The organism is Pseudomonas sp. LBUM1652, from assembly GCF_059716105.1.
Genome location: NZ_CP166804.1, coordinates 3,620,337 through 3,643,057, shown reverse-complemented (window position 1 = coordinate 3,643,057; position 22,721 = coordinate 3,620,337). Strand labels below are relative to the sequence as shown.

Annotated in this window: 20 protein-coding genes; 9 read left to right on the top strand and 11 right to left on the bottom strand. The window is 59.0% G+C overall.

Annotation, left to right across the window (positions count from 1 at the left end; all coding sequences use genetic code 11):
• The first annotated feature begins 13 nt into the window (after positions 1 to 13).
• From araD1 to ACA069_RS16315, 7 genes are all read left to right on the top strand, one after another.
• Complete coding sequence (araD1, locus tag ACA069_RS16345; RefSeq protein WP_497614349.1) at positions 14 to 1,006, top strand: AraD1 family protein; 993 nt, start codon at positions 14 to 16, stop codon at positions 1,004 to 1,006.
• A gap of 9 nt (positions 1,007 to 1,015) precedes the next feature.
• Entirely contained in the window at positions 1,016 to 2,596 is a 1,581-nt protein-coding gene (locus ACA069_RS16340) for an aldehyde dehydrogenase (NADP(+)) (RefSeq protein WP_497614347.1), read from the top strand.
• Between the two features lie 178 nt (positions 2,597 to 2,774).
• Positions 2,775 to 3,065, top strand: coding sequence for a DUF5629 family protein (locus ACA069_RS16335; protein ID WP_187678618.1), 291 nt, complete (start codon positions 2,775 to 2,777; stop codon positions 3,063 to 3,065).
• Positions 3,052 to 4,227 (top strand): lactonase family protein, encoded by a 1,176-nt coding sequence (locus tag ACA069_RS16330; RefSeq protein WP_401267062.1) that lies wholly within the window; start codon positions 3,052 to 3,054, stop codon positions 4,225 to 4,227. Before ACA069_RS16335 ends, ACA069_RS16330 begins: the two co-directional genes overlap by 14 nt.
• Positions 4,228 to 4,383: 156 nt before the next feature.
• Entirely contained in the window at positions 4,384 to 4,563 is a 180-nt protein-coding gene (locus ACA069_RS16325) for a hypothetical protein (RefSeq protein WP_435036303.1), read from the top strand.
• A 253-nt stretch (positions 4,564 to 4,816) separates the two neighbouring features.
• Entirely contained in the window at positions 4,817 to 5,029 is a 213-nt protein-coding gene (locus ACA069_RS16320) for a hypothetical protein (protein WP_187678616.1), read from the top strand.
• A complete protein-coding gene (locus ACA069_RS16315) occupies positions 5,026 to 5,283 on the top strand; it encodes a hypothetical protein (protein WP_401267068.1) in 258 nt (85 codons plus the stop codon). Before ACA069_RS16320 ends, ACA069_RS16315 begins: the two co-directional genes overlap by 4 nt.
• Before the next feature lie 176 nt (positions 5,284 to 5,459).
• On the opposite strand, the gene ACA069_RS16310 is transcribed toward ACA069_RS16315, so the two are convergent.
• From ACA069_RS16310 to ACA069_RS16300, 3 genes are read right to left on the bottom strand one after another with little or no spacing between them, the layout of a single operon-like run.
• On the bottom strand, positions 5,460 to 6,044 hold the full coding sequence (locus ACA069_RS16310; protein ID WP_497614343.1) for a glutathione S-transferase: 585 nt from the start codon (positions 6,042 to 6,044) through the stop codon (positions 5,460 to 5,462).
• The gene (locus ACA069_RS16305; protein ID WP_497614341.1) at positions 6,041 to 9,682 is read right to left on the bottom strand and encodes an SbcC/MukB-like Walker B domain-containing protein; all 3,642 of its coding nucleotides are present in this window, start codon (positions 9,680 to 9,682) and stop codon (positions 6,041 to 6,043) included. The genes ACA069_RS16310 and ACA069_RS16305 overlap by 4 nt, the downstream gene beginning before the upstream one ends.
• A complete protein-coding gene (locus tag ACA069_RS16300; RefSeq protein WP_497614339.1) occupies positions 9,679 to 10,923 on the bottom strand; it encodes an exonuclease SbcCD subunit D C-terminal domain-containing protein in 1,245 nt (414 codons plus the stop codon). The genes ACA069_RS16305 and ACA069_RS16300 overlap by 4 nt, the downstream gene beginning before the upstream one ends.
• Positions 10,924 to 11,376: 453 nt before the next feature.
• Between ACA069_RS16300 and ACA069_RS16295 the strand changes: the two genes are divergently transcribed.
• Complete coding sequence (locus ACA069_RS16295) at positions 11,377 to 11,850, top strand: PM0498 family protein (RefSeq protein ID WP_497614337.1); 474 nt, start codon at positions 11,377 to 11,379, stop codon at positions 11,848 to 11,850.
• Positions 11,851 to 11,899: 49 nt separating this feature from the next.
• On the top strand, positions 11,900 to 12,247 hold the full coding sequence (locus ACA069_RS16290) for a DUF7957 family protein (RefSeq protein WP_497614335.1): 348 nt from the start codon (positions 11,900 to 11,902) through the stop codon (positions 12,245 to 12,247).
• Between the two features lie 81 nt (positions 12,248 to 12,328).
• On the opposite strand, the gene ACA069_RS16285 is transcribed toward ACA069_RS16290, so the two are convergent.
• The 8 genes from ACA069_RS16285 to ACA069_RS16250 form a co-directional block, all read right to left on the bottom strand.
• Positions 12,329 to 13,966 carry a BatD family protein gene (locus tag ACA069_RS16285; protein ID WP_497614333.1) on the bottom strand — a complete coding sequence of 546 codons (1,638 nt, stop codon included), beginning with the start codon at positions 13,964 to 13,966 and terminating at the stop codon, positions 12,329 to 12,331.
• Positions 13,963 to 15,699: a tetratricopeptide repeat protein gene (locus ACA069_RS16280; protein WP_497614331.1), complete on the bottom strand. Its 1,737-nt coding sequence runs from the start codon at positions 15,697 to 15,699 to the stop codon at positions 13,963 to 13,965. The genes ACA069_RS16285 and ACA069_RS16280 overlap by 4 nt, the downstream gene beginning before the upstream one ends.
• Positions 15,696 to 16,775 carry a vWA domain-containing protein gene (locus ACA069_RS16275; RefSeq protein WP_497614329.1) on the bottom strand — a complete coding sequence of 360 codons (1,080 nt, stop codon included), beginning with the start codon at positions 16,773 to 16,775 and terminating at the stop codon, positions 15,696 to 15,698. The genes ACA069_RS16280 and ACA069_RS16275 overlap by 4 nt, the downstream gene beginning before the upstream one ends.
• Positions 16,768 to 17,265, bottom strand: coding sequence for a DUF4381 domain-containing protein (locus tag ACA069_RS16270; protein WP_187678608.1), 498 nt, complete (start codon positions 17,263 to 17,265; stop codon positions 16,768 to 16,770). The genes ACA069_RS16275 and ACA069_RS16270 overlap by 8 nt, the downstream gene beginning before the upstream one ends.
• The gene (locus tag ACA069_RS16265) at positions 17,262 to 18,206 is read right to left on the bottom strand and encodes a DUF58 domain-containing protein (RefSeq protein WP_497614326.1); all 945 of its coding nucleotides are present in this window, start codon (positions 18,204 to 18,206) and stop codon (positions 17,262 to 17,264) included. Before ACA069_RS16265 ends, ACA069_RS16270 begins: the two co-directional genes overlap by 4 nt.
• A gap of 5 nt (positions 18,207 to 18,211) precedes the next feature.
• On the bottom strand, positions 18,212 to 19,171 hold the full coding sequence (locus ACA069_RS16260) for an AAA family ATPase (RefSeq protein ID WP_003218556.1): 960 nt from the start codon (positions 19,169 to 19,171) through the stop codon (positions 18,212 to 18,214).
• Between the two features lie 214 nt (positions 19,172 to 19,385).
• Entirely contained in the window at positions 19,386 to 21,095 is a 1,710-nt protein-coding gene (locus ACA069_RS16255) for an ATP-binding cassette domain-containing protein (protein WP_497614324.1), read from the bottom strand.
• Between the two features lie 26 nt (positions 21,096 to 21,121).
• A complete protein-coding gene (locus tag ACA069_RS16250; protein ID WP_497614322.1) occupies positions 21,122 to 22,315 on the bottom strand; it encodes a YcaO-like family protein in 1,194 nt (397 codons plus the stop codon).
• Positions 22,316 to 22,721: the final 406 nt, after the last annotated feature.

Sequence of the window (22,721 nt, the reverse complement as noted above, 5' to 3'; positions counted from 1 at the left end):
ATAGGAGAAAAATATGCATCTGGTTCAATTCGAATTAAGCAACGGCGAACGCCGCGTCGGCGTGGTCGAGCACGGTCTGGTGCGCGAAGTGCAAGACGCTCGTACCACACGCGATCTGGCGCTGGCCGCCATCGAAGCTGGCGGCACTCTGGAGCAGCAAGTACAAACCCTCGGCCTGGGCAACAGTCATGACTATGCGCAATTGCTCAAAGACCTGCGCATCCTGCCGCCGCTCGATCACCCGGACCCCGCGCACCTGCTGGTCAGCGGCACTGGCCTGACCCATCTGGGCAGCGCCTCGGCGCGGGACAAAATGCACCAGCAGGCCGGCGACGAAGCGGCGATGACCGACACCATGCGCATCTTCAAATGGGGCGTGGAGGGCGGTAAACCAGCAACAGGGCAGGCCGGTGTTCAGCCCGAATGGTTCTACAAGGGCGACGGCAGCATCGTCGTGCGTCCGGGCCAATCGTTCCCGCTGCCGCCATTTGCCGAAGACGCTGGCGAAGAGCCGGAGATGGCCGGCCTGTACATCATCGGTCACGACGGCAAGCCTTACCGCCTGGGTTTCGCGGTCGGCAACGAGTTCTCCGACCACGTCATGGAACGCAAGAATTACCTGTACCTGGCCCACTCGAAATTGCGCAGTTGCAGTTATGGCCCGGAACTTCGCGTCGGTGAGCTACCCCAACACCTTGCAGGCACCAGTCGCATCCTGCGTAACGGTGAAGTGTTGTGGCAGAACGAGTTCCTCAGCGGCGAGGCCAACATGTGCCACAGCCTGGCGAACCTCGAATACCACCACTTCAAGTACAGCCAGTTTTTGCGTCCCGGCGACGTGCACATTCATTTCTTCGGCACCGCGACGCTGTCGTTCGCCGATGGCATCCGCACTCAGCCGGGTGATGTGTTTGAAATCAGTCAGGCCGAATTCGGCGCGCCACTGGTCAACGGCATTGCTCCGGTCGAAGCGGCTTTCGAACCGGGCAGCATCGGCACCCTTTAAGGAGATCCCATGACTCAGATTCTCGGTCACAACTACATCGGCGGTCAGCGCAGCGCTGCCGGCAACGTCAAACTGCACAGCGTTGACGCCTCGACGGGGGAGCAACTGCCCCACGATTTCATTCAGGCCACCGAGCAGGAAGTCGACGCCGCCGCCAAGGCCGCCGCTGCCGCGTACCCGGCTTATCGCAGCCTCAGCGCTGAACGTCGCGCGCAGTTCCTTGATGCGATTGCCGATGAGCTGGACGCGCTTGGTGATGATTTCGTCGCCGTAGTCTGCCGCGAAACCGCGTTGCCGGCTGGGCGTATCCAGGGCGAGCGCGGTCGCACCAGCGGCCAGATGCGTTTGTTCGCCAAAGTGCTGCGCCGTGGCGATTTCTATGGCGCGCGCATCGACCTGCCGCTGCCGGATCGTCAGCCATTGCCGCGTCCGGATCTGCGTCAGTACCGCATCGGCCTCGGCCCGGTTGCCGTGTTTGGTGCGAGCAACTTTCCGTTGGCGTTCTCCACTGCAGGCGGCGATACCGCTTCGGCACTGGCGGCCGGTTGCCCGGTGGTGTTCAAGGCCCACAGTGGCCACATGGCCACGGCTGAACTGGTCGCCGATGCGCTGATTCGCGCGGCGGAAAAAACCGCGATGCCGGCTGGCGTGTTCAACATGGTCTACGGCGGTGGCGTCGGCGAGTGGCTGGTCAAGCATCCGGCGATTCAGGCGGTGGGCTTCACCGGCTCGCTCAAGGGCGGTCGGGCGTTGTGCGACATGGCCGCTGCTCGCCCGCAACCGATTCCGGTGTTTGCCGAGATGTCGAGCATCAACCCGGTGATCGTCCTGCCCCAGGCGTTGGCTGCGCGTTCGGAAACCGTGGCTCGTGACCTCACCGCATCAGTGGTGCAGGGCTGCGGTCAGTTCTGTACCAATCCGGGCCTGGTCATAGGTATCCGCTCGCCGCAATTCACTGCGTTCGTGCAACAGGTCGCCGGGCTGATCGGCGATCAGCCGGCGCAAACCATGCTCAACGCCGGCACCCTCGGCAGTTACGGCAAAGGCTTGCAGAAACTCCTGGCGCATTCCGGCATCGAGCAGTTGGCCGGTCATCCACAGCAGGGCAATCAGGCCCAGCCGCAGTTGTTCAGGGCTGATGTCAGCCTGTTGATCGATGGCGACGAAGTGCTGCAGGAAGAAGTGTTCGGCCCGACCACGGTGATTGTCGAGGTCGCTGATCAGGCGCAGCTCAGCGCCGCGCTCAATGGGCTGCATGGCCAGCTCACTGCGACCATCATTGGCGAGCCGGCGGACTTTGAGCAGTTCGCGGAACTGACGCCACTGCTGGAACAAAAGGTCGGGCGGATTCTGCTCAACGGTTATCCGACCGGTGTAGAAGTGTGTGATTCGATGGTGCATGGCGGGCCATATCCAGCGACGTCCGATGCGCGCGGCACTTCGGTTGGAACCTTGGCAATCGATCGCTTCCTGCGCCCGGTGTGCTTCCAGAATTACCCCGACAGCTTGCTGCCCGAGCCGCTGAAAAACGCCAATCCGCTGCGTATCCAGCGACTGGTCGACGGCAAACCGTCGCGCGACGCGTTGTAACTGACAGCCAATAATCCATGTGGGAGCGAGCCTGCTCGCGAATGCATTTTCCCAGTCAGCCTTCATGGCCTGACACACCGCATTCGCGAGCAGGCTCGCTCCCACAAGGGTTCCCATAAGGCCTCTGGATCACATTGAGCTATCATTGGCGCTTTCCCCCCTAGAAAGACTGTTTGCCATGACTGCCCAAACCCTTCTCGACGTCCTCGAACACTGTGATATGGTCGAAATCGATGGCCTGCACGCCTTCGAATTCTCCCTCGACGAAGACGACAATCTGCACATCGAATGCATTGATGGCCGAGCGGCCAAGCATTGGGTATTCACGCCGGCTCAGGTTGACGCAGCGATGTTTGATGTGACGCTGCAGAGCTGGTTGATCGTTGGCGATTCCGGCGAACACCGCCTGGTCTGCAGTGAAGCCTTTGGCGGCAGCAACGACGAGGAAGAAACTGATGACAATGCGTAAATTCTGGCCACTGTTGATGGCCGGCAGTGTCGGCGCGATGGGCCTTTCCACGGCATCTGCCGAAAGCTATCAATTGCTGGTCGGCTCCTACACTGCCGACACCAGCCAAGGCATCTATCGAATGAACTTCGACAGTGCCACCGGCCAGATTGCCGCCAAGCCGCTGCAAGTGGTCAAAAGCGAAAACCCGTCGTGGCTGACCCTGTCCAAAGACCAGAAACGTCTGTTCGTGGTCAACGAAAACGGCCCGGGCCAGACCGACCCGGTCGGTCGCGTCAGCAGTTACGCGATCGATCCGAAAACCCATGCCCTGAGCCTGATCAATCAGGTGCAAAGCCTGGGCAACGAGCCGACTCATTCGAGCCTGAGCGGTGACGCCAGCCATCTGTTCGTCAGCAACTATTCGGTGATGGAAGATCCGGGCGGCACCCTCGCGGTGTTGCCGGTCGGCGCCGACGGCAAACTCAAACCGGTGGTGCAGATGAGCGCCCACCCGGCGAGCCGGATCAATCCCGAGCGTCAGGCGTCGAACCATGTGCACTCGACGGTTTCTTCGCCGGACGGCCGTTACGTGTTCTCCAATGATTTGGGCGCGGACAAAGTCTTCGTCTATCTGTTCGATCCGAAGGCCAACCCGGACCTGCCACTGACCCCGGCGATGACGGCCGCAGTGGCCTTGCCGGCAGGCAGCGGCCCGCGTCACCTGCTGTTCAGCGCTGACGGTAAACACGCCTGGCTGACCATGGAAATGAGCGCCCAGGTTGCGGTGTTCGATTACAACGACGGCGTGCTGACCCAGACGCAAATGATCGATCTGGCGGCCGGCCAGCCGACTTCAGACAAGGCTGCGGCTGCGCTGCACGCGTCCGCCGACGGCAAATTCCTCTACGTCAGCAACCGTGGCACTGCCAATCAGGTGCTGGTGTTCGCTATCGATCCGGCGACCGGCCAGCTCAAAGAGCTGCAGCGACGTTCAGTGGAAGGTGATCACCCACGGGAATTCAGCCTCGATCCAAGCGGTAAATTCTTGCTGATCGCCAACCAGAAAAGTAACGAGATTGTCGTCGTCGAACGCGATGGCAAGACTGGTCTGCTCGGCAAAACCGTGCAGAAACTGCCGATGGACGCCCCGAGCGACCTCAAGTTTCTAGTGCGACAATAAGCCACAGGCCCCGGTTCACGGGGCCTGCCTCTTTGTATTAATCGCGCTGATAACTGCTAGTGCTACAAAGTATTTCAAGCGATCAACCCTCGAGCGTTAAGTTTGCTCCACAGCCCAACCGGGCAAGCAAGCCAACCGAACACGAGGGTTACCGCCATGAACTTCAATCTCTTCTCCGTGATTGCCGCTTCCGCCATCTCCGCTACCGTGGTTCTGCCAGCCAGTGCCAACGTCGAAATCAACAGCAAAAAATCCCACACCCAGAGCTACACCCAGAAATACCTGCAACAGAGCGCTAACTTCTACGCCGCCCTGGATCACAAAGTTCAACACTGAAATGCCCGACTCGCGCGACTCCCTGTAGGAGCTGCCGAAGGCTGCGATTTTTTGACTTTCAAGATCAAAAGATCGCAGCCTTCGGCAGCTCCTACACGTGTGTGCAAAGCACCACGATAGGTTTCTTCAAGCACCCGGATAGACTGGCTAAATAATCAACGAAGCTGATGGTTACTATGGGAAACCCTGAGTGGTTACCGCGGCTTTTTTGATCGATTCTGTGGGCTCTGAAACATGCCCACGGGAGAACACCATGGCCAGCGCAATCATCTCTTCTGCCAAACGCGGCGCCTACCTGGCCATCGGTCTTTACCTGGCTCTGGTGCTGATCGTCAGCGTCTCATCGCAGATGGAACACAACTTCGACGCACCGATTCAAGTCGCCAATCCCGGCATCCAGTTTGAACACCGTTCGCAAAGCGTGATGGTCGATCGGGCTGAACTCGCAGGAGTCGGCGGAGCATGAAAGGCTACAGGCTTTGGGTCATCGCAGGTCTGGCGTTCATGACCAACGGCGCTTCATTGCTGGGGATAGGGCAGGGCTCGGTCGGCGGCCTGGCCCGAGCCATAGAGGCCAACCACAACATCGCGCACAACATTGAGCGGGCCAATACCCTGGGGCTGATGGCCGGTAATCCACCGGTGAAAGTTGCCGGTGATTTTCTCGGGCCGTTTGAGGTGGATTGCATGGCACTTGGCATGTGCGGCGCGCTGGCGTAGACAACGCGATTTATTGTGGTGAGGGGATTTATCCCCGATGGGCTGCGAAGCAGCCCCAAACCCGATACACCGGATTGTTCTGATACACCGAGGTGAATGATTTCAGGGCCGCTTCGCAGCCCATCGGGGATAAATCCCCTCGCCACAGGGTTACCCCTCTTGCAGGAGAACTGGCCTTACTTCTTCATGACTGCGGTGAAGAGCTCGGATTGCAGAAAGTGTTGTAGCCACGCTTGCAAGCGTACGTAAGGCGTCTGCGCAAACCAATCGCGATCAACGTGGGCGAACTGGCGAACGAACGGCAGCAGTGCGATATCCGCCAGACATGGGCGATCAGCCAGCAAGTAATCGCGGTCCGTTAGCAACTCATCCAGCTTCTGCAAAAACAACGAACCCTGCGCGCGATAGACCTCCATCGGCTGCTCGGGATAACGCTCAGCGTACTTGTAGCGATTCAGATGAACCTTGAACACTTGATCATTGGCTTCGATCAAGTCGGCAATCCTCGCATCTCCCTCCAGCAACCAATCCTGCGGATCATTCTGCGCCAGTGCCCAACGCATGATCTCCAGACTCTCATCGATCACCCGTCCATCCGCATCCAGCACCGGCACCGTACCCTTGGGCGAGATCGCCAGCATCTCGGCCGGTTTGGCCTTGAGGCTGACCTCGACGATATCTACCGGCACGCCCGAATAACGCAGCGCCATCCGTGCCCGCATCGCGTAAGGGCAGCGGCGGAAAGAATACAGCGTATTCATTTCACCTCCAGGGTGCTCAAACCGTTGCCCTGACGCTGCACCTGAATCTGCACCGGAATCCGCTCGTGCATTTCCTGCACGTGGGAAATCACCGCGACCTTGCGGCCCTGGGCCTGCAAGCCGTCGAGGGCGTCCATCGCCAGTTGCAGAGATTCCGGATCGAGGCTGCCAAAGCCTTCGTCGATAAACAGCGATTCGATTTTCAGCGTGCTCGACGCCATCGACGCCAGGCCCAACGCGAGTGCTAACGAAACGAGGAACGTCTCGCCGCCGGACAGCGAATGCACCGAGCGCAGCTCATCGCCCATTTCCGTGTCCATCACCAACAGGCCGAGCATGCTGCCGCCGCGCTTCAAACGATAGCGTTTGACCAGTTGGCGCAGTTGCACGTTGGCGTGATGCACCAGCAAGTCGAGGTTGTAGGCCTGGGCGATCTTGCGGAAAGTGTCGCCGGTGGCGGAACCGATCAAGGCACTCAGGCGTGCCCAGCGCTGGTACTCGGCATAGGCGTCGGCGATCTGCTGCGCCAGTGCCTGATTGGCGTTCTGTCGGCGCTGGTCTTCGGCCTGTTCGGCACGCAGCTCAGCGCATTGCTGCTCGCTGACGTTGAATTGGTTTTGCACATCGGCGAGGGCGCCGGCCAGTTGTTCGGCATCGAGATTGCCATTGTGCTGGGCCTGATGATCAAGCAAGCGCTGGTCGCGCTCCTGCACCAGTACCATGGCCTGTTCGATGGCTTTTTCATTGAGCTGCAAACGTTGGCGCAGCTCAGCGACTTGCCCGTCGTCGACGCGCAGCAGATCTTCGAGGCCGCCGTCATCCAGCTCCGGATGACGGGCGCGCCAGTCGGCAATCTTGCTGGCCACCTCCTTATCTTCAATTTCCAGCGCCTGCAAACGCTCTTGCTGCGCCTTGAGTTCGGCGGCGGTTTGCACGCGTTGCGTGCGCACGTTTTGCAGTTCCTGAGCGGTTGTGGTTTCAGCGTTGCGCGCCTGCTCCACGGCCTGTTCCAGTTGCTGCTGCCAGTGTTCGGCGCTGCTGTGCTCGCCAAGCAACTGCATGAGTTTTTGCTGGCAGGTTTGCTGCTGTTCGGCCAGGGCATTGAACTGCTGTTCGGCGCTTTGCAATTGCTGGACGCGGGTTTGCTGGCGATCCTGTTCTTTCTCCAGCGTCTGCTGGCGTTGCAGCTGTTCGGCCAGTTCTTCTTTCTGCTGATCGACTTGCGTCAGGCGCTCGGCGATCTGCCGATCAAGCTGCATGAACGTCGCCGCCGGCTCATGGCGTAGAGCCTCAACTGTGTCGGCCGGCAGCAGGTTACCGAACGCGCTGAGTTCTTCATCGAGGCGCTGGCGGTCGCTGCTCAATTCGCGCTGCTGATTGCTCAGATGCTGCGCCGCTTGCTGATGAGCGGTTTCGGCCTGACGCAACTGCTGGGTCAGACGCGCGGCGTCCTGTTGCAGGGTGAGCAGGGCGTTTTGGCGTTGTTCGTCCTGCGTGATGCTCTGGTTCAACTGCTCGTTTTGCCGGGTCAGCCAGGCGTCGCGTTTGTCGGCGTCCTGGTTCATCAACTGCGCCGCTTGCGGGTGAGCATCGAGACTCGGCGCCAACGCTTGTTGCTGGGCGGCCAGTTGCTCCTGTTGTTGCAGCAGTTCCTTCTGCTGAGCGATGACGCCGCCAACTTCGGCGCGCAGTTCGATGAGCTTTTCCTTGAGCTGATCGACCACTTTCTGGGCGTTGGCCTGCTCACTTTCATCGTGCCGGCCGAGACTTTGCAGCAGCGCTTCGGGCTGGTGATACGGATGCTCATTGCTGCCGCACACCGGGCACGGCTGATCATCCTGCAACTGCGCGCGCAGCTCTTCGACACTGGCACTGCGCGCCAGACGCTGACGCTCAAGCAGTTCGCGGGTGACGTTGAGGGTTTGTTCGGCGACGGTCAGTTCAGACTTGGCTTTCACACCGTCCTGAGTCAGGCGCTCGCGTTCCTGCTGAGCGCTGAGCTGACGTTGCTGCAACTCGGCGCCGCGCTTGTCCAGATCCTGTCGGGTGGCCCACAGGCGTGACAGGTCTTCGATGGCGCGCAATTGTTTGCGGTTGTCCTGCAACAAATTGCCGAGGATGCCGATCTGCTCGGCGACGGCATCCGGCTCGGCGCCAGCCTCTTTGAACAGCACTTCCAGTTGCTGTTTCTGCGTGGCGAAGGCTTCGGCGCTGCGAGTGGCGTTCTCTTCCAGCGAGGCCAGTTCGGTCTGGCCCTTGTTCAAGCGATTGCCGATCAACATCAGCTGTTGCAGGCGATCGCGGTAGGCATTCCACGCATCGCTCAACGGCGCGAGATGGGCGCTCTGTTCCAGTTCGGTGGCAATCTTTTGCAGGCGTTCGGCGACTTGAGTCTGCTTTTCCAGCAGCGCCGCAATGGCGCTCTGGCCTTGGGTGCAGGCCTGCTCTGCGTTCTGTTTCGCTTCGGCACTGAGTGCAACGTCCTTGACCAGACGGGCGAGGGTGCTTTGCTCTTCAAAGGCCTGACGCAGCAGCGGGGCACCTTCAGTTTGCCGTTGCTGTGCCTCGCTCAAAGCAAGTTTCGCGGCGTCAAGGTTTTGCTCCAGTTGCGTCTGGCGCTCAGTCAGTTCAGCGTGTTGCCGGGTGTGCGCGGCAATCTGCGCACCCAAAGGGGACAAGAGCGCGTCGAGTTCAGTCTTGCGGGCGAACTGGTGCCGCTGTGGGCCGAGCTGTTCCAGTCGCGTCAGTTTTACCCGTTCACCGGCCAGACCTTCCCTTTGTTGTTGGGCACTGTGCAGTTGCTCGGCGGCGGCTTGTTGCGCGTCCTGCAACTGACGTAAATCCTTGAGCCAGCTGTGCTGCTGCTCCAGCTGCTTGAGTTGCGCCTGTTGCAACTTCATCTGTTGCTGCGCGGCGTTGTAGCGCTCATCCAGCTCGGCGCGTGCTTCGGGAGCCAGCGGCGTGACACCGGTGGCCTGATCCTGCAACAGCTTGTGCGCTTCGCGGGCCTCTTTGGTCTTGTCGAACGCGCGACGGCCGAGGCGGGTGTACAGCGCGGTGTCGGTGAGTTTTTCCAGCAGTTCGCTGCGGTCGTTGTCGTCAGCCTTGAGGAACGCACTGAACTCGCTTTGAGCCAGCAGCACGGCGCGGGTGAACTGTTCGAAGTTCAAACCCAGCGCGGCTTCCAGTTGCGTTTTGTATTCGCCTTTCTGGCTGGCGAGCAGTTGATCCTGATCGATATCGCGCAGGCTCTGCCGACTGGCCTGCAACTTGCCGCCAGCCTTTTCCCGGGCGCGGTTGGCTTCCCAGCGCGCGCGATAGCGACGGCCATCGACACCGACAAAATCCACCTCGGCATAACCTTCGCCGGTGCCGCGACGTAGCAGGGTGCGCGGGTCGCCGGTGGCGATCTCGCCGTCGGCGTCCGGGACTTTGGCGTCACGCCCCGTGTTGTTCAGGCGCGGTACGGCGCCGAACAGCGCCAGGCACAAGGCGTCGAGCAGGGTACTTTTGCCGGCGCCGGTGGGGCCGGTAATGGCGAACAGACCGGCGCTGGCCAGCGGTTCGGCGGTGAAGTCGATCTCGAACGGACCGGCCAGCGAGGCGAGGTTTTTCAAACGAATGGCGAGAATCTTCATGGTTGCTCGCCCTCCATTTGCACGTCTTGCAGCAGTTCGGCGAAGTCCTTGAGCGTCTGTTCATCGACCTCGTTGCCATAGTTGTCGAGCCACGCGCGGCTGAACAATTCCTGCGGCGTGAGTTGATCCAGCTCGATCAGCGCAGTGCCTTCTTCCGCGCCATCAGCGCCACGGTTGCCGGCGTATTCAGCGGCGATACGCACCAGCCGCACGGCTTTGCCTTGCAGGGCGCTTTCCACTTGATGGCGCAAATCCGGTTGCGGCTCATCGAGACGCACACGCACCTCCAGCCACGGCTGGCGCTGGGTTTCAGCGAGTAGATCAATGTTCGGCAAGTCCGCCAGTTGCAGCAGGATCTCCGCCAGCGGCGCCGGGCCGATGCGTTGCAGGTTGACCGATCGCGGGATCAGTTTCGGCTCGACGCTGACCAGGGTTTCGCCATCAAGGGTGACGTCGAGAATCTGGTGCTGATAGCTGATTTCCGAAAACGACAGCGGAATCGGCGAGCCGCTGTAGCGGATACGTTCCTCACCGTTGACCTTCTGCGGCTTGTGCAAATGACCGAGGGCAACATAGCTGATGCTCGGCCCGAACAGGCTGGCCGGCAGCGCTTCGGCGTTGCCGATGATCAGACTGCGCTCGGAGTCTTCCGACACCGAACCGCCGGCCATGTGCGCGTGGCTGATGGCGATCAGCGCCTGACCCGGCTTGCGCTTGGCGTTCGCGGCTTCAATCAGCCATTCATGAACCTGACCGATACCGCGCAAATAGTTGTCGCCCAAATGCGCCCCGGTGACCTCCGCCGGGCGCAGGAATGGAAGCGCCAGACACCATGCGGCGATTTCACCTTGTGCATTCGGTAGTGGCAAAAGCAGACGATCAGCGTCGAGTTGGCCGTCATCCAACCACAACACCCGACCCAGCGCATGGGTGCGCAAACGGCGCATCAATGGCGCGGGCAGTTCGATGCGCGAGCCGGAATCGTGGTTGCCGGCAATCATCACGATGGTCAGCAATGGCTGCTGCTCGTGGGCGCTGACGATGAAATCGTAGAGGCGTTCCTGGGCTTTGACCGGCGGATTGACCGTGTCGAAGATGTCCCCGGCAATCAACAGCACATCCGGCTGCGCCAGTTGCAGTTGGCGCAGCAGCCATTCGAGAAAGCACGCATGCTCGAAATCGCGCTCCTGGCCGTGCAGGTTTTGCCCAAGGTGCCAGTCGGAGGTGTGAAACAGACGCAAGGCAGACTCCGCTACAGATAAAGAGGTGGTGGCCGCAGGAAAATGATGGGGCGGCGAAAGAGGGGAGAGTTTACAGATTATTACGGTGGGAGGGCTTGTCGGTGGAGGGAGGGGCTGGCTATTTCGGTGAATCCATTAATTGACGCCCAAATAGCCGCTATCTAGTATTGAGCCATTATATTGATATCGATTCGGTTTGAACTGGCTTCTCACGACATCTCAGGAACTGAGCGGCTTTTAAATTATGTGAAGGTATATGACGTTTTTGGTCAATACGGAAATGGTGTGTCGCCAAGCGTATTTCTTCAACTGCGCGCCGTCATCGGATTTTCGTGGCGCATGGTGCTGAAGGAAAAATTTCCGGAAAAGTCATTTTCCGTAGATGTTTCGAATTCAGAACAGGGTTACGGCCCCGTTGTCACGTTCTATCAATTGAAACGATGAGTGATAGGAATGCTGAAATACAACAAAGCAATGGCCCAAGCGCTATCTACATTGCAGCCATTGAATACACTTGCTGCCGAACTGACTTTAGTAGCCGGGAAAGGATTTTTCCATAAGGATGGTTGTAAGTTTTTAAAGCACTTCGAAGCAACAAGTACCAATGTTGGTTTGGGACATTTTCCAGATCGCACGGGTTATGAATGCTTTGTCAATTCGCTGCATGTCGATGACTACGTTGAATCGGAATGGTTGAGTAGCGCGCTTCAATTTGCCAGCCAGCTGCTTGAGGCTTGGTCAGTAACTTCGGATGCCGAAATACTAGAGGTCATTGTGTCAAGTGATGAGTTTGATGCGGTGGTAAAAGCTCATATAGTGCGCGATGGTGAGTGTTGGCTGGTTGATGATTTGGACCAATATGATGGTCCGGTATTGCTGGCTACCTCTGAAGGATCGGAGCTTGGTGACCTATTGGATAACATGTAGGCCTGGCCGCCATTACACTGGCTGATTTGTAGAGACTGAGGCAAGTTCAGTGAGCGAAATTGATTTTTACACCGAGAGTGTGAGGTTGTTTGCTGGAGGAACTCCCGTTGATCTTCCCTATGCGGTGGTAGAGATTTTACGGCTGGCAGACCTATGTGTGGTCAGAGTTGAGCCCCCTGCTGGTGTCGTTTTCAATAGAAACGTATTTGCCGTTGCTACGCATGGCGTGACCCGTTGGCAAATTGCCGAGAGCCCGCACGGAGCGCAGTTAGATAAGCCGTATATGAATATCACGTGTGACAAAGAAGGGCGGCTCATTGCGGGGAATTGGATAGGTATCGATTATTTAGTGGGTCTGGAGACTGGTGAGGTTTCAGCTGTGACTTTTAATCGATAGCAGAATCAAAAGATCGCAGCCTTCGGCAGCTCCTGCAGGGATTAAGTGTAGGAGCTGCCAAAGGCTGCGATCTTTTGCTTTTTACTTCGGATAAAGCGGCGGCAACCCGCTGTCACCCACCGGATCCTGCACCCGTTCCGCCGCCGGAATCGTGCGGATTGCCCGCCACAAATCCTCACCCTGCCAATGCTGGCCCGTCTCGCTGTACAGCGCACCATTAAGCCCATCCAGCGCATCCGACAACGGTACAAACCGCGCCGCCATATCCGCCAGCGTTTCCGGCTGCTGACGCGCCCATGCGTCCAGCGCCTGACGAGTCGCCTGCGGATCGTTGGCCTGGCTGGCACGCTTGATGTCGTCCATCAAGGTGCGTGGGCTCGGGCCGGTTTGTGCGGCGCGATGGACTGCCGGTTGCCAGCGCGCGCGCCACCACAGGCCGAAGCCAAGGAGGGTAGTGCAGGCGAGGATCAGGGTGCTGAGTTTCCACCACCACAACACATCGTTATCGACCGTGCTCGGTTGCAGGCTACCGGTCGGGGTGTCGACTTGCAGGCTCGGGTTGTTCGCCACTTGCAGGGTGCGCGCCGGCAGGCTGGTGTGTTCCAGATGATCTTCAAAGGTGTTCCACCACACCACATCGACTGTCGGTAATTCAATCGAGCCGCTGCGGCTGGCCACCAGTGCTTCGCGTTCTTCGCGGCTGCCGATCAGGCCGCGGTCGCTGCTCTGGTTGTTCAGCACCGGTTGATCCGGGTAGCGGCGCAGGCCGTTGACTTCGGTGGCGGGCAGCGCGGGCAATTGAGAGCTGGCGAGGCCTTCGACTTTGAGGGTCAGGCTGCGGGTCAGGGAGTCGCCGACCTGTGTGTGCTCGGGCTCGGGATTCCAGCTTTCGCTCAGGCTCAGGCTGCGCGCTGGCAGCCATGGCGCATCGGCGGGGTAGGTCAGCGGCTTGGGTTTGACCGTCAGCGGAATTTGCGTGGAGCTGACCCGCAGCAGCTTGCCCGGTTTCGGCCCTTGCGCTGTCGCGTCCTGGGAGGGCTGAGTGTCGACCAGCGTCGCGCTGAACGTCTGGGGGGCGATGGTCAGCAAACCGCTGTGCTGCGGATAGATCGCGTAGCGCATCTCGATCACGCCGTGCCGCACGCCGTTGATGTCTTTCTCGTAGGTGCGGGTGTCGCCGAGTTGCTCGACCCGCGCATCGGCGAGTTGCAGCGGCGTCAGGCTGCTGTCGTCGTACAGCGACACCGAATGGTAGATGCGCAGGGTCAGGATCGCCTGGGCCTGCACGTAGACACTGGACTGGTCGAGGCTGGCCTCGATGAACACCGGATCAAGGCTGTTCTTGTCTTCGCGGGTATCGCTCTCGACCACTTGCACTGTGATGGGCTGGCTCTGTGCGTCACCCATTTGTAATGGCGGGATCACCACGCTGCCGTTCTCTTTCGGCAGCAGGGTGATGATCCAGCGCGTGGTCGCGCGGTCAGCTCCATTTAGCGTGTTGAGCTGGTTGACTTGCCGCGTGCCGCGCACTTCGAACTGTGTCTCCAGCGGCGTCAGGTCGGGTTTGCCGAACTGGGTGACATCGCTGGTTTCGAGAGTGAGCTCGACCGTCTCGCCGGAGTTCAGGCGACTGCGATCCACACTGGCCGTCAGCTCGGCCGCCTGTGCGGTGGCTGTGCAGATCAGCAGTGGCAGCAAGAGAGCGGTGAAGCGGGTCATCGAGTGTTTTCCTGATCCTGATGTTGTTGCTGTTCGTACCAGAATTTGCGTCGCAGCAATTCGCCCGGGTCGTCCGGGATCTTGCCCAGCCATTGCTCCAGTGCCTGGCGTTGTTCGCCTTCGAGGTTGCCCTCGCCGGGATGCAGCAGCTGCACCTCGTTCTGTTCTTCGTCCGGTTCGCTGCCCGGCACTTCATTGGGGCCCGGTTGCGGCGGGGTAGTCGGCGGTGGTTCGCTGGCCGATTCGGCGGGCTGGGCCTCGCTCTGGGTTTCACTTTTTACTGCCGGTGGTGGCGTAGTCGCTGGCGGCGGTTCATCACCAGGCAGATTTTGCTCCGACGGTTGGGGCTCCGGCTCGCTGGGCGGCGGCGTGGTCTTCTGCTTCAGCAGTTTTTCCACCAGCGCCTTGTTGGTCTGCGCCGGGCGCAAGTCCGGTTGCAGTTCCAGTGCCTGTTCATAAGCATCAATTGCCGCTTCCAGCTCACCGCTTTTTGCCAGGGCATTGCCACGATTGTAGTGGGCGCGAGCATCGCTGCCTTCGGCGAAACGCTGGGCGGCGCCACTGTAGTCGCCGGCCTCGTACAACGCCACCCCTTGCCACTGGTGATCGGCAAAATGTTGCGCCGCTTCGGCCGGGCGCTTTTGTTTGAGCAAGTGCAGGCCTTGTTGATCGGGGCGCAACCACAGGTCTTCGAAGTCAAAAGCGTAGCTGGGTTGCGGCAGGCAGAACAGCAGCGGCAGGCAGAACAACCAGCCGCGTCGCCCCGCACACGCAGCCAGCAACAAGAGTGGCAACAGCAGCCAGTAACCCTGATCGGCCCAGGTATCCAGACGCACGGTCTGGCCGTCATCGCGCAAGCTGCGCGGGCCGTTGAGCAGGCCGAGGGAGCCAAGGTCACCTTCGTCCAGGCGGGCCGGCTGGTATTCACCACCGACGCTGTTGAGGAACGCCGAAAGGCCCGGGCTGTCGAGTTGCGGCACGCGAATCGCGCCTTGTTCGTCCTTGAGGAAACTGCCGTCCTCCTGAGCGATCGGTGCCCCTTCGGCGGTGCCGATGCCGAGCATCAAAAATTGCGCCGATTGCCCACTAAGTGCGCGGTGAATGCCTTGGCGTTCTTCCTCGCTCAGCGACGAGCCGATCAACAGGATCCGGCCCTGACCGAGCGCGCCTTGCTTCAATAAGGCCAGCGCTTTACTCACCGCCAAATCAGCGCGATGCCCGCTTTCCGGCATCAACGATGGCTTGAGCGCATCGAGCAGATTGCGACTGGTCGCCAGGTCATCTGACAGCGGCACCAGCGTGTGGGCGCTGCCGGCGTAAACGACGATAGCGGTTTGCGCATCGCTGCGCGCCTGCAACAGGTCGAACAGCTTGCGCCGCGCCTGTTCCAGTCGCGTCGGCGGTGAATCGGTGGCGAGCATTTCCGTGGTCAGCTCCAACACCACCACCAACGGGTCGGCGGGCTTTTGGCTGGTCTGTTCGACGCGCTCCCAACTCGGGCCGAGCAGCGCCAGAATCGTCAGCAACCACGCAACGCCAAGAGCGACCCACGGCAATTTGCTTTCACGACCGTTACCGCCACTGAGCAGAGTGGCGTGAAACGCTGGCGGCAGAATCATCTGCCAGCGTCCGGCGCGCTTTTGGCGGTGCCAGAGCTGCCAGATCAACCAGCCGAGCAGCGGCAGTAGCAACAACCACCACGGGCGGAACCAGTGCGGCCAGAGGGCGATCATCGGCGCCTCCGCAGACGCAGGCGTTTGAGACGCTCGCGCCAGTCAGGCAGCGGACTTTGCAGATATAGCTGCTTGGTGAACAGGCGTTGCAACGGGTTGTCCGGCCACAATTCGCGGGCGACCAGTAACAAACTGAGCCACAGGGCCAGCGCCAGCGGCCATTGATACAAGGCTTGCGCCGGGCGTGCCTGAGTCGGTTGCTGGGTCACCGGTTCGAGCTGGTCGAGGGTTTCCTTGATCGCTTGCAGCTCTTTACCGTCGTGTGCGCGGAAATACTGGCCGCCGGTGACTTCGGCGATGGCTTTGAGTGAAGGCTCGTCAAGATCCAGGCTCGGATTGACCCCGAGCAAAGCGGTGGAACCGCTTTCTTCAGGGTTTGCACCGATGCCGATCGGGTAGATCTTCACGCCTTCGCTGGCGGCCAGTCTTGCGGCGGTCAGCGGATCGATTTCACCACCATTGTTGGCGCCGTCGGTGACCAGAATCAGCACGCGGCTCTGCGCCGGGCGCATGCGCAGGCGTTTCAGCGCCAGACCGATGGCGTCGCCGATGGCGGTGTTCTTGCCGGCGATGCCAATCCGCGCTTCGTCGAGCCAGACGCGCACGGTGTGGCGGTCGAAGGTCAGCGGTGCTTGCAGGTAGGCCTGACTGCCAAACAGGATCAAGCCTACGCGGTCACCGTCACGGCTTTCGAGGAAGTCGCCGAGCAAGTGCTGCACCAGGTTCAGACGGCTGACGTCTTCGTCCTGCCATTGCATGTCGGGGAAATCCATCGAGCCGGACACGTCCACCGCCACCAACAGATCACGACCGCTGGCGGCAATCGGCAACGGTTCGCCGAGCCATTGCGGACGCGCGGCGGCGGTCAACAGCAACAGCCATAGCAGCATGAACGGTGCCTGCTGACGCCACGCCGGCAGGTTGGCCCGAGCACGGCGGCGGGCGAGACCTTCCAGATCAGACAGGAAACTGACTTTAAGCGCCGGCTCGCCGCTGTCGGCCACGGGCAGCACGAGGCGCATCACCCAAGGGAGCGGGAACAGGACAAAGATCCACGGCCAGGCGAATTCAAACATGCTTGCGAATCCACGTGTCGACCGCTTGGGTCAGGCCGGCGATGGCCTTGTCGTCGAGTTTGCATTCCGGTTTGTAGGCGCCTTCGACCAACACCATCCAGCGCGTCAGGCCCGCCGCCGGGCAGCGGTTGTCGAGAAACGCCAGCCATTTGCGGCCATTGAGCGTGTGGCTCTGGCTATAGGGGTAGTGGTTGCGGCACAGGCGTTTGAGCAAACCGTTGAGTTGTTGCAGCCACGCCCCGGCCGGCGCGCCGTCGTAAGGTTTGGGCATTTGTGCCAGTTCAGCGAGGGCGGCGATGCGCACTGGATCAAGGGGCTGTTCGGCTCGCACGATCGGGCGTTTCTTGATCGGGATGAAACGGCGCAGACGCCATACCGCGAAACCGAGCAGCGGTAGCAATAGAAGCAGCAACCACCAGCCCGGTGCCGGCGGCCAGAAGGCTATCGGCGGGGGGGACATCAGTGGTTGCAGTTGTTCGAGGCCGTTCATCGACCTTTCCCCGGACGCTGCGGATTGAGGAACTCGCGCATCTGCTCGACCATTTCACTCTGCGTGCTCAATGGCATCAGCAGCACCCGCAGCTTTTGTGCGAGCAATTCCCAGCGGGCGATGCGTGCTTCAGCCTGAGCGCGATAGGTCTGACGCAGGTCGAAGTTGAGGGTGTCGATTTCGAGTTGTGCGCCGCGCTCGGCGAATCTTAAAAGCCCGGCGGCAGGCAGGGCGTGATCAAGCGGATCGGACAGCGGCAGCATCAACAGATCGCAATGGCGCGACAACAGACTCAATTGCTGTTCGGCGCTGTCGGATAGCGCACGCTCATCGCAAATCACAATCACCAGACTGCCCGGGCGCAGGACTTCGCGGGCACGGCGCAGGGCGACGCCAAAGGAATCGCGATCCGGCACACGCTCGCTGTGCAGCGATTGGTTGACCTTCACCAAACGGTTGAGCAATTGCAGCAGGCTTTGCTTGCTGCGCCGTGGCTTGATTTCGTAATGCTCGTTATCGCCGAACACCAGCCCGCCGACCCGGTCGTTATGGCCGAGCGCGGCCCAGCCAATCAGCGCCGCCACTTGCGCCGCCAGCACCGATTTGAACATCAGCCCGGAGCCGAAAAACAGCCGCGTGCTTTGCTCGACCATGATGAAGATCGGCCGTTCGCGTTCCTCATGGAACAGCTTGGTGTGCGGCTCTTGCGTGCGCGCCGTCACGCGCCAGTCGATAGTGCGCACGTCGTCGCCGGCCTGATAGACCCGCACCTGATCGAAGTCGACGCCACGCCCGCGGAATTTCGAGTGATGCAGGCCGATCAGCGGGCTGCGCTGACTCGGCGTGGAAAACAGCTGCACTTCGCGCACACGGTGGCGCATCTCGATCAGCTCGGCGAGGCTGATGCGGATGCCCGGTTCGGACGGCAGGGGGGTGTTCATGGGGGTCAAGCGACGGCTACGACGTCGAGAATCCGCTGCACCACCCGATCCTGATCGATGCCGGCGGCTTCGGCTTCAAACGACAGAATGATGCGATGACGCAACACGTCGAACAGCACGGCTTGAATGTCTTCCGGACTGACGAAATCACGCCCGGCCAACCAGGCGTGGGCCCGGGCGCAACGGTCGAGGGCGATCGAGCCGCGTGGGCTGGCGCCATAGGCGATCCACTCGGCCATTTCCGGATCGAACTTGGCCGGCGTGCGCGTGGCCATGACCAGTTGCACCAGGTATTCCTCCACGGCGTCGGCCATGTACAGACCGAGGATTTCCTTGCGCGCGGCGAAGATCGCCTGCTGGCTGACCCGGCGCTCGGGCTTGGTCTCGCCGTTCAGTGCTTCGCCACGGGCCTGCTGGAGGATCCGGCGTTCAACGGCGGCATCGGGGAAACCAATCTTGACGTGCATCAGGAAGCGGTCGAGCTGCGCTTCCGGCAGCGGATAGGTGCCTTCCTGCTCGATCGGGTTCTGCGTGGCCATTACCAGAAACAGCGGCGATAGCTCGTAAGTGCTGCGTCCGACGCTGACCTGACGCTCGGCCATGGCCTCGAGCAAGGCCGATTGCACCTTGGCCGGGGCACGGTTGATTTCGTCCGCCAGCACCAGATTGTGGAAGATCGGCCCTTGTTGGAACACGAAACTGCCGGTTTCCGGGCGATAGATCTCGGTGCCGGTGATATCGGCAGGCAACAGGTCAGGGGTGAACTGAATGCGATGGAACTGGGCTTCGATGCCCTCGGCGAGCTCTTTGATCGCTTTGGTCTTGGCCAGACCCGGTGCGCCTTCGACCAGCATGTGGCCGTCGGCGAGCAGGGCGATGAGCAAACGCTCGATGAGTTTTTCCTGGCCGAGAATCTGCGTTGAAAGAAAGGTTCGCAGCGCCAGCAGCGCTTCACGATGTTCCATCGGTGACTGTTCCTGGAAAGGGTGGCCACGGGCGTTCGGATAACGCCGGGGCTGGGGGCGTTACTTTAATCCATCGCGGGGGGTGGCGACTAACGGCATTTTGCAGAAATGTGTGGATGAGAGCGAAGATCAAAAGATCGCAGTCTTCGGCAGCGTCTACAGCAGATTGCATTCCAATGTGGTTGCTGCCGAAGGTTGCAATCTTTTCGCGCTTTTATTGCTCGGTAGTTTGAAGCTCATTGAGCAGCAACTTGATCGCTGCCCTGTCGACCAGATCATGCCAAGGGCCATCTTCAATGATTTCGCCGTTATGCATAACGATGACACGGTCGAATCGGTGTAGATGGCTGACATCGTGCGTAACACAAATCAAACCTTGCCCGGCAAACGTCTCGAAAAGCAAATCCCAAACCGGTGAGGCGAGCCTCGGCTCGATTGAAGCGCTCGGTTCGTCAAACAGGTTAAATTTACCCGGCCGATTAATCAGTCGCAGCAGCGAGAGGCGCTTGGCTTCACCGCCGGAAATATTGGTGGCATTTTCGCTGATGTCGCGGTGGCTGACGATCTCTTCAAGCTGTAAGCATTGGATCGCTCTGCGCAAATGCAGCGCAGGATTAACGCCGAACAGGACTGACCTGTCGAAGCTGCCCTCAAGGAATTGCGGGGATTGAGGGCAGTAACGCAGTATTTGCAGATGGCTTCGAGCGTTCAAACGATCAACGGATATGTCATCAATGTTCAGTTGACTCCTCACTGAAGTGTTCAGTCCGGCCAGTGCTTCCAGCAGAGTGGACTTGCCAGCGCCGCTGGGGCCGGTGATCGCAACGGATTGCCCCTGTTTAAAGTCGATCGGGTTTGCGATTGATAGCCGGACGGCACCATTGTCGGTGATCACGCAGGGTTCCAGGCGTAACGTTGATTCTTCGTGCTCGGTCAGTTCGATTTCACGGCCTTCGTGATCAAAATCGGCTGATTTGAGCAGCTGCTGGAGGCGGCGTTGATCCGCTAAAAACTGATCCAGCACTCGATAGCCTTCGGTCAGGGCTGAGATGTTGAGCAGGAAGGTCCCTGCGATGGAAAAAATCGCGACTAATTGCCCGACGCTGATGCTCGCTGACCCCGACAACTGATCGACAACTCCCCAACTTAGCAACCCTCCTGTGGAAAGGCTGATAAACAAGACTTTTGCCCCGCTCAACAAACCGCCGGATCCTGCGACGGTCACTGCCGCTTCGGCATATTGATTAAAGGCCCTGTTCAATGGTTGCAGTGCAGTGTGCTCAGCGCGCTCCAGTTTTATCGATTTTCCTGCCTTCAAGGTGTTGAACAGAACCGCGCTCAGTTCATCTTCCTGCTCATTCACGGCATCAATATGTTTTCTGCGCCACCTGATGATTCGATGGGTGGCAAACAGGTAAAGGACCCCAAGGCTCGCCATCGCAAGAAAAATCCAGGTGCCGCCCATGTACCAAAATGCGGCGGCAACGATCAGAAACTCCAGGCACAGTGGAAACCCCACTGTGACGAAGAATGTCAGCAGTTGTTCGTGGGCGGTGATTCCGCGCTCTACCGATTTGATGAAGTGACCGATGCGCCAGGTGCTAAATCGACAGAACTCCTTTCCCATCAATTGCGCCAACCATGTAATCGACGCGTTCATCACAATCCGTTGGACGAGTTTTGAAAGAAGCAGTGTCTGCAGGGGCGCAATAATCGACTGAGCACATCCGGCCAAGGTAAAGGCCGCCGTAAAGATAAGCAGTGTGTTGAGGGTGGTGTGGTCTGCGTTACTCAGCGAGTCGACAATGGCGCCCAGAAGCAATGGAGGCGCAAGGGCTAGCAGCTTTAGCGAAATAATGGCGGTGATTGTTGTGACCAATAGCAGTCGATGCTTTTTGCAAGCTGTACTAATGAGTATCCGCATGGAGATCTACCTGTTGGTCGTGTTTGTTAATTATCAGGTGCGGAAGTCTTAGTCTTATTTAGCAGGATGTGCTGCGGTGCTACCAATTGACCGTTTCTGATGATGTTGAATCTATCAAGGCCGGGTATGTATGTCTGGATGACGATGTTTGTGTTTGAGTACTGTGCGACAGTTCTATGGAAAATTGCTCTGTCGATGGCTTTCAATTTTCGCTGCAGTAATTCTATTTGTTGTGTGACGGAACTGGTCAATTTTTTTGAGAAGGGTTCAAGAACTCGGAGTTTCAGGTTTTTCACCGGGGCGAAGTCTATTAGGTTTTTTAAGGCGTCACAGCTTGAAAGCATGTCAAATGTTTTGCGGTCAGAGGCTTCTTCACTGACGTCATATAGTGTGCTTGACTGGAATTGTTCCGTGACTGCCCTTTGAACAGCAATGCAGATATCCAATGAGCATCCAGAGCCAATGGGGGAAATATGCAGGTCACCTGGTCCCATCTTGGGGAACGCAACCGAAAAATAGACACCGGACTCATCTCTGATAATTATAATTTGCAACTTGCTTGCTGCCTCTAAAGCATACGGGCGATGCAGCAATGCTTGAGCGAGTAATGCTTTGGAAGGCGTGTAAAGGTCCATTGCAGGCCGTATCGCGCAAACGGCGAGAAAAAAACGCGACAACAAGTGTCTTTCTATGACTTCAAGAGCGCCATGGAGCAATGCCTCTGCCTTGGTGCATCCGAATGCGATCCCGGAGTTTGAGGCGTAGCGGCTTAAGAAGCGGGTTTCTTGAGCAACTGTTTCGTTCTTGCCGGCATCTGGATGCAGGAGAATGCATGGCACAAATAGTTCGTGCTCGTCATCAAGGGCTGTAAGGCGAAAACACTCCAGAGATTCGCCGGTGCTTGGCAGGCTTGCAAGTAAGCCGTCGCATTGAGCATCCTGCTGAGCGGCGATCACATCGCAGCTTAAACCTAATCGCTGCGACTGCTTGCAGTGGAAGGTGCCGTAGTGTTCAAGGCTCTCGGCCAGCGCGCCGATGAGGGCATCAGGTCCCTTGCCTGCTCCAGACTCAATCAGTTTTTTGTCGTTGTCGTAAAGTTCAGCGATTGCAACCATATCGCCAGCGCCGACATAACGAACAAGTGCTTTGAGTCCTAACGCCTGGATGGAGTTGGTTATTTCTGTCAGTGCTCTGCTGGGTGTTAGTTCGCGCTCGGACATTGCATGCCTCATCGGATTTAAATGCCGAAAGCCAAACTTTCGGCACTTACTGTGGGCTGGTTGGTAGATCCAATCAGCGAGTTAATGAAGCGAAGAATTTCAACTCGGTTGCGAGGAAACCTTCTGAAAGACCTGTGATCTGTGACATGTCATCGAAGGTGTTTATTTCAGAGCGTTTTTTACCCATGGTAGTAACTCCATTTGATATTGAATTTTCGATGCTGTTGTGTCAGCGCCGAACTTGCGAGGTTGTCCGCAAGTGGGTTTATTAATAGCAATGAACGCACGGCCAAACAATCAGATGACGGCGTAAGACTTCCGATGGTTGCGTAGGGCAGTTCTGGTTGGGAAGTAGGATGGAACTTTGCGGGAGTAAACGTGAAAGGTAGTGCGCTCGCGCACTTGG

What these genes read in the sequence shown, in the direction of transcription:
- araD1 (WP_497614349.1), top strand. Translation starts at nt 14, where the DNA reads ATGCATCTGGTTCAATTCGAATTAAGCAACGGCGAACGCCGCGTCGGC.
- ACA069_RS16340 (WP_497614347.1), top strand. Translation starts at nt 1,016, where the DNA reads ATGACTCAGATTCTCGGTCACAACTACATCGGCGGTCAGCGCAGCGCT.
- ACA069_RS16335 (WP_187678618.1), top strand. Translation starts at nt 2,775, where the DNA reads ATGACTGCCCAAACCCTTCTCGACGTCCTCGAACACTGTGATATGGTC.
- ACA069_RS16330 (WP_401267062.1), top strand. Translation starts at nt 3,052, where the DNA reads ATGACAATGCGTAAATTCTGGCCACTGTTGATGGCCGGCAGTGTCGGC.
- ACA069_RS16325 (WP_435036303.1), top strand. Translation starts at nt 4,384, where the DNA reads ATGAACTTCAATCTCTTCTCCGTGATTGCCGCTTCCGCCATCTCCGCT.
- ACA069_RS16320 (WP_187678616.1), top strand. Translation starts at nt 4,817, where the DNA reads ATGGCCAGCGCAATCATCTCTTCTGCCAAACGCGGCGCCTACCTGGCC.
- ACA069_RS16315 (WP_401267068.1), top strand. Translation starts at nt 5,026, where the DNA reads ATGAAAGGCTACAGGCTTTGGGTCATCGCAGGTCTGGCGTTCATGACC.
- ACA069_RS16310 (WP_497614343.1), bottom strand. Translation starts at nt 6,044, where the DNA reads ATGAATACGCTGTATTCTTTCCGCCGCTGCCCTTACGCGATGCGGGCA.
- ACA069_RS16305 (WP_497614341.1), bottom strand. Translation starts at nt 9,682, where the DNA reads ATGAAGATTCTCGCCATTCGTTTGAAAAACCTCGCCTCGCTGGCCGGT.
- ACA069_RS16295 (WP_497614337.1), top strand. Translation starts at nt 11,377, where the DNA reads ATGCTGAAATACAACAAAGCAATGGCCCAAGCGCTATCTACATTGCAG.
- ACA069_RS16285 (WP_497614333.1), bottom strand. Translation starts at nt 13,966, where the DNA reads ATGACCCGCTTCACCGCTCTCTTGCTGCCACTGCTGATCTGCACAGCC.
- ACA069_RS16280 (WP_497614331.1), bottom strand. Translation starts at nt 15,699, where the DNA reads ATGATCGCCCTCTGGCCGCACTGGTTCCGCCCGTGGTGGTTGTTGCTA.
- ACA069_RS16275 (WP_497614329.1), bottom strand. Translation starts at nt 16,775, where the DNA reads ATGTTTGAATTCGCCTGGCCGTGGATCTTTGTCCTGTTCCCGCTCCCT.
- ACA069_RS16270 (WP_187678608.1), bottom strand. Translation starts at nt 17,265, where the DNA reads ATGAACGGCCTCGAACAACTGCAACCACTGATGTCCCCCCCGCCGATA.
- ACA069_RS16265 (WP_497614326.1), bottom strand. Translation starts at nt 18,206, where the DNA reads ATGAACACCCCCCTGCCGTCCGAACCGGGCATCCGCATCAGCCTCGCC.
- ACA069_RS16260 (WP_003218556.1), bottom strand. Translation starts at nt 19,171, where the DNA reads ATGGAACATCGTGAAGCGCTGCTGGCGCTGCGAACCTTTCTTTCAACG.
- ACA069_RS16255 (WP_497614324.1), bottom strand. Translation starts at nt 21,095, where the DNA reads ATGCGGATACTCATTAGTACAGCTTGCAAAAAGCATCGACTGCTATTG.
- ACA069_RS16250 (WP_497614322.1), bottom strand. Translation starts at nt 22,315, where the DNA reads ATGTCCGAGCGCGAACTAACACCCAGCAGAGCACTGACAGAAATAACC.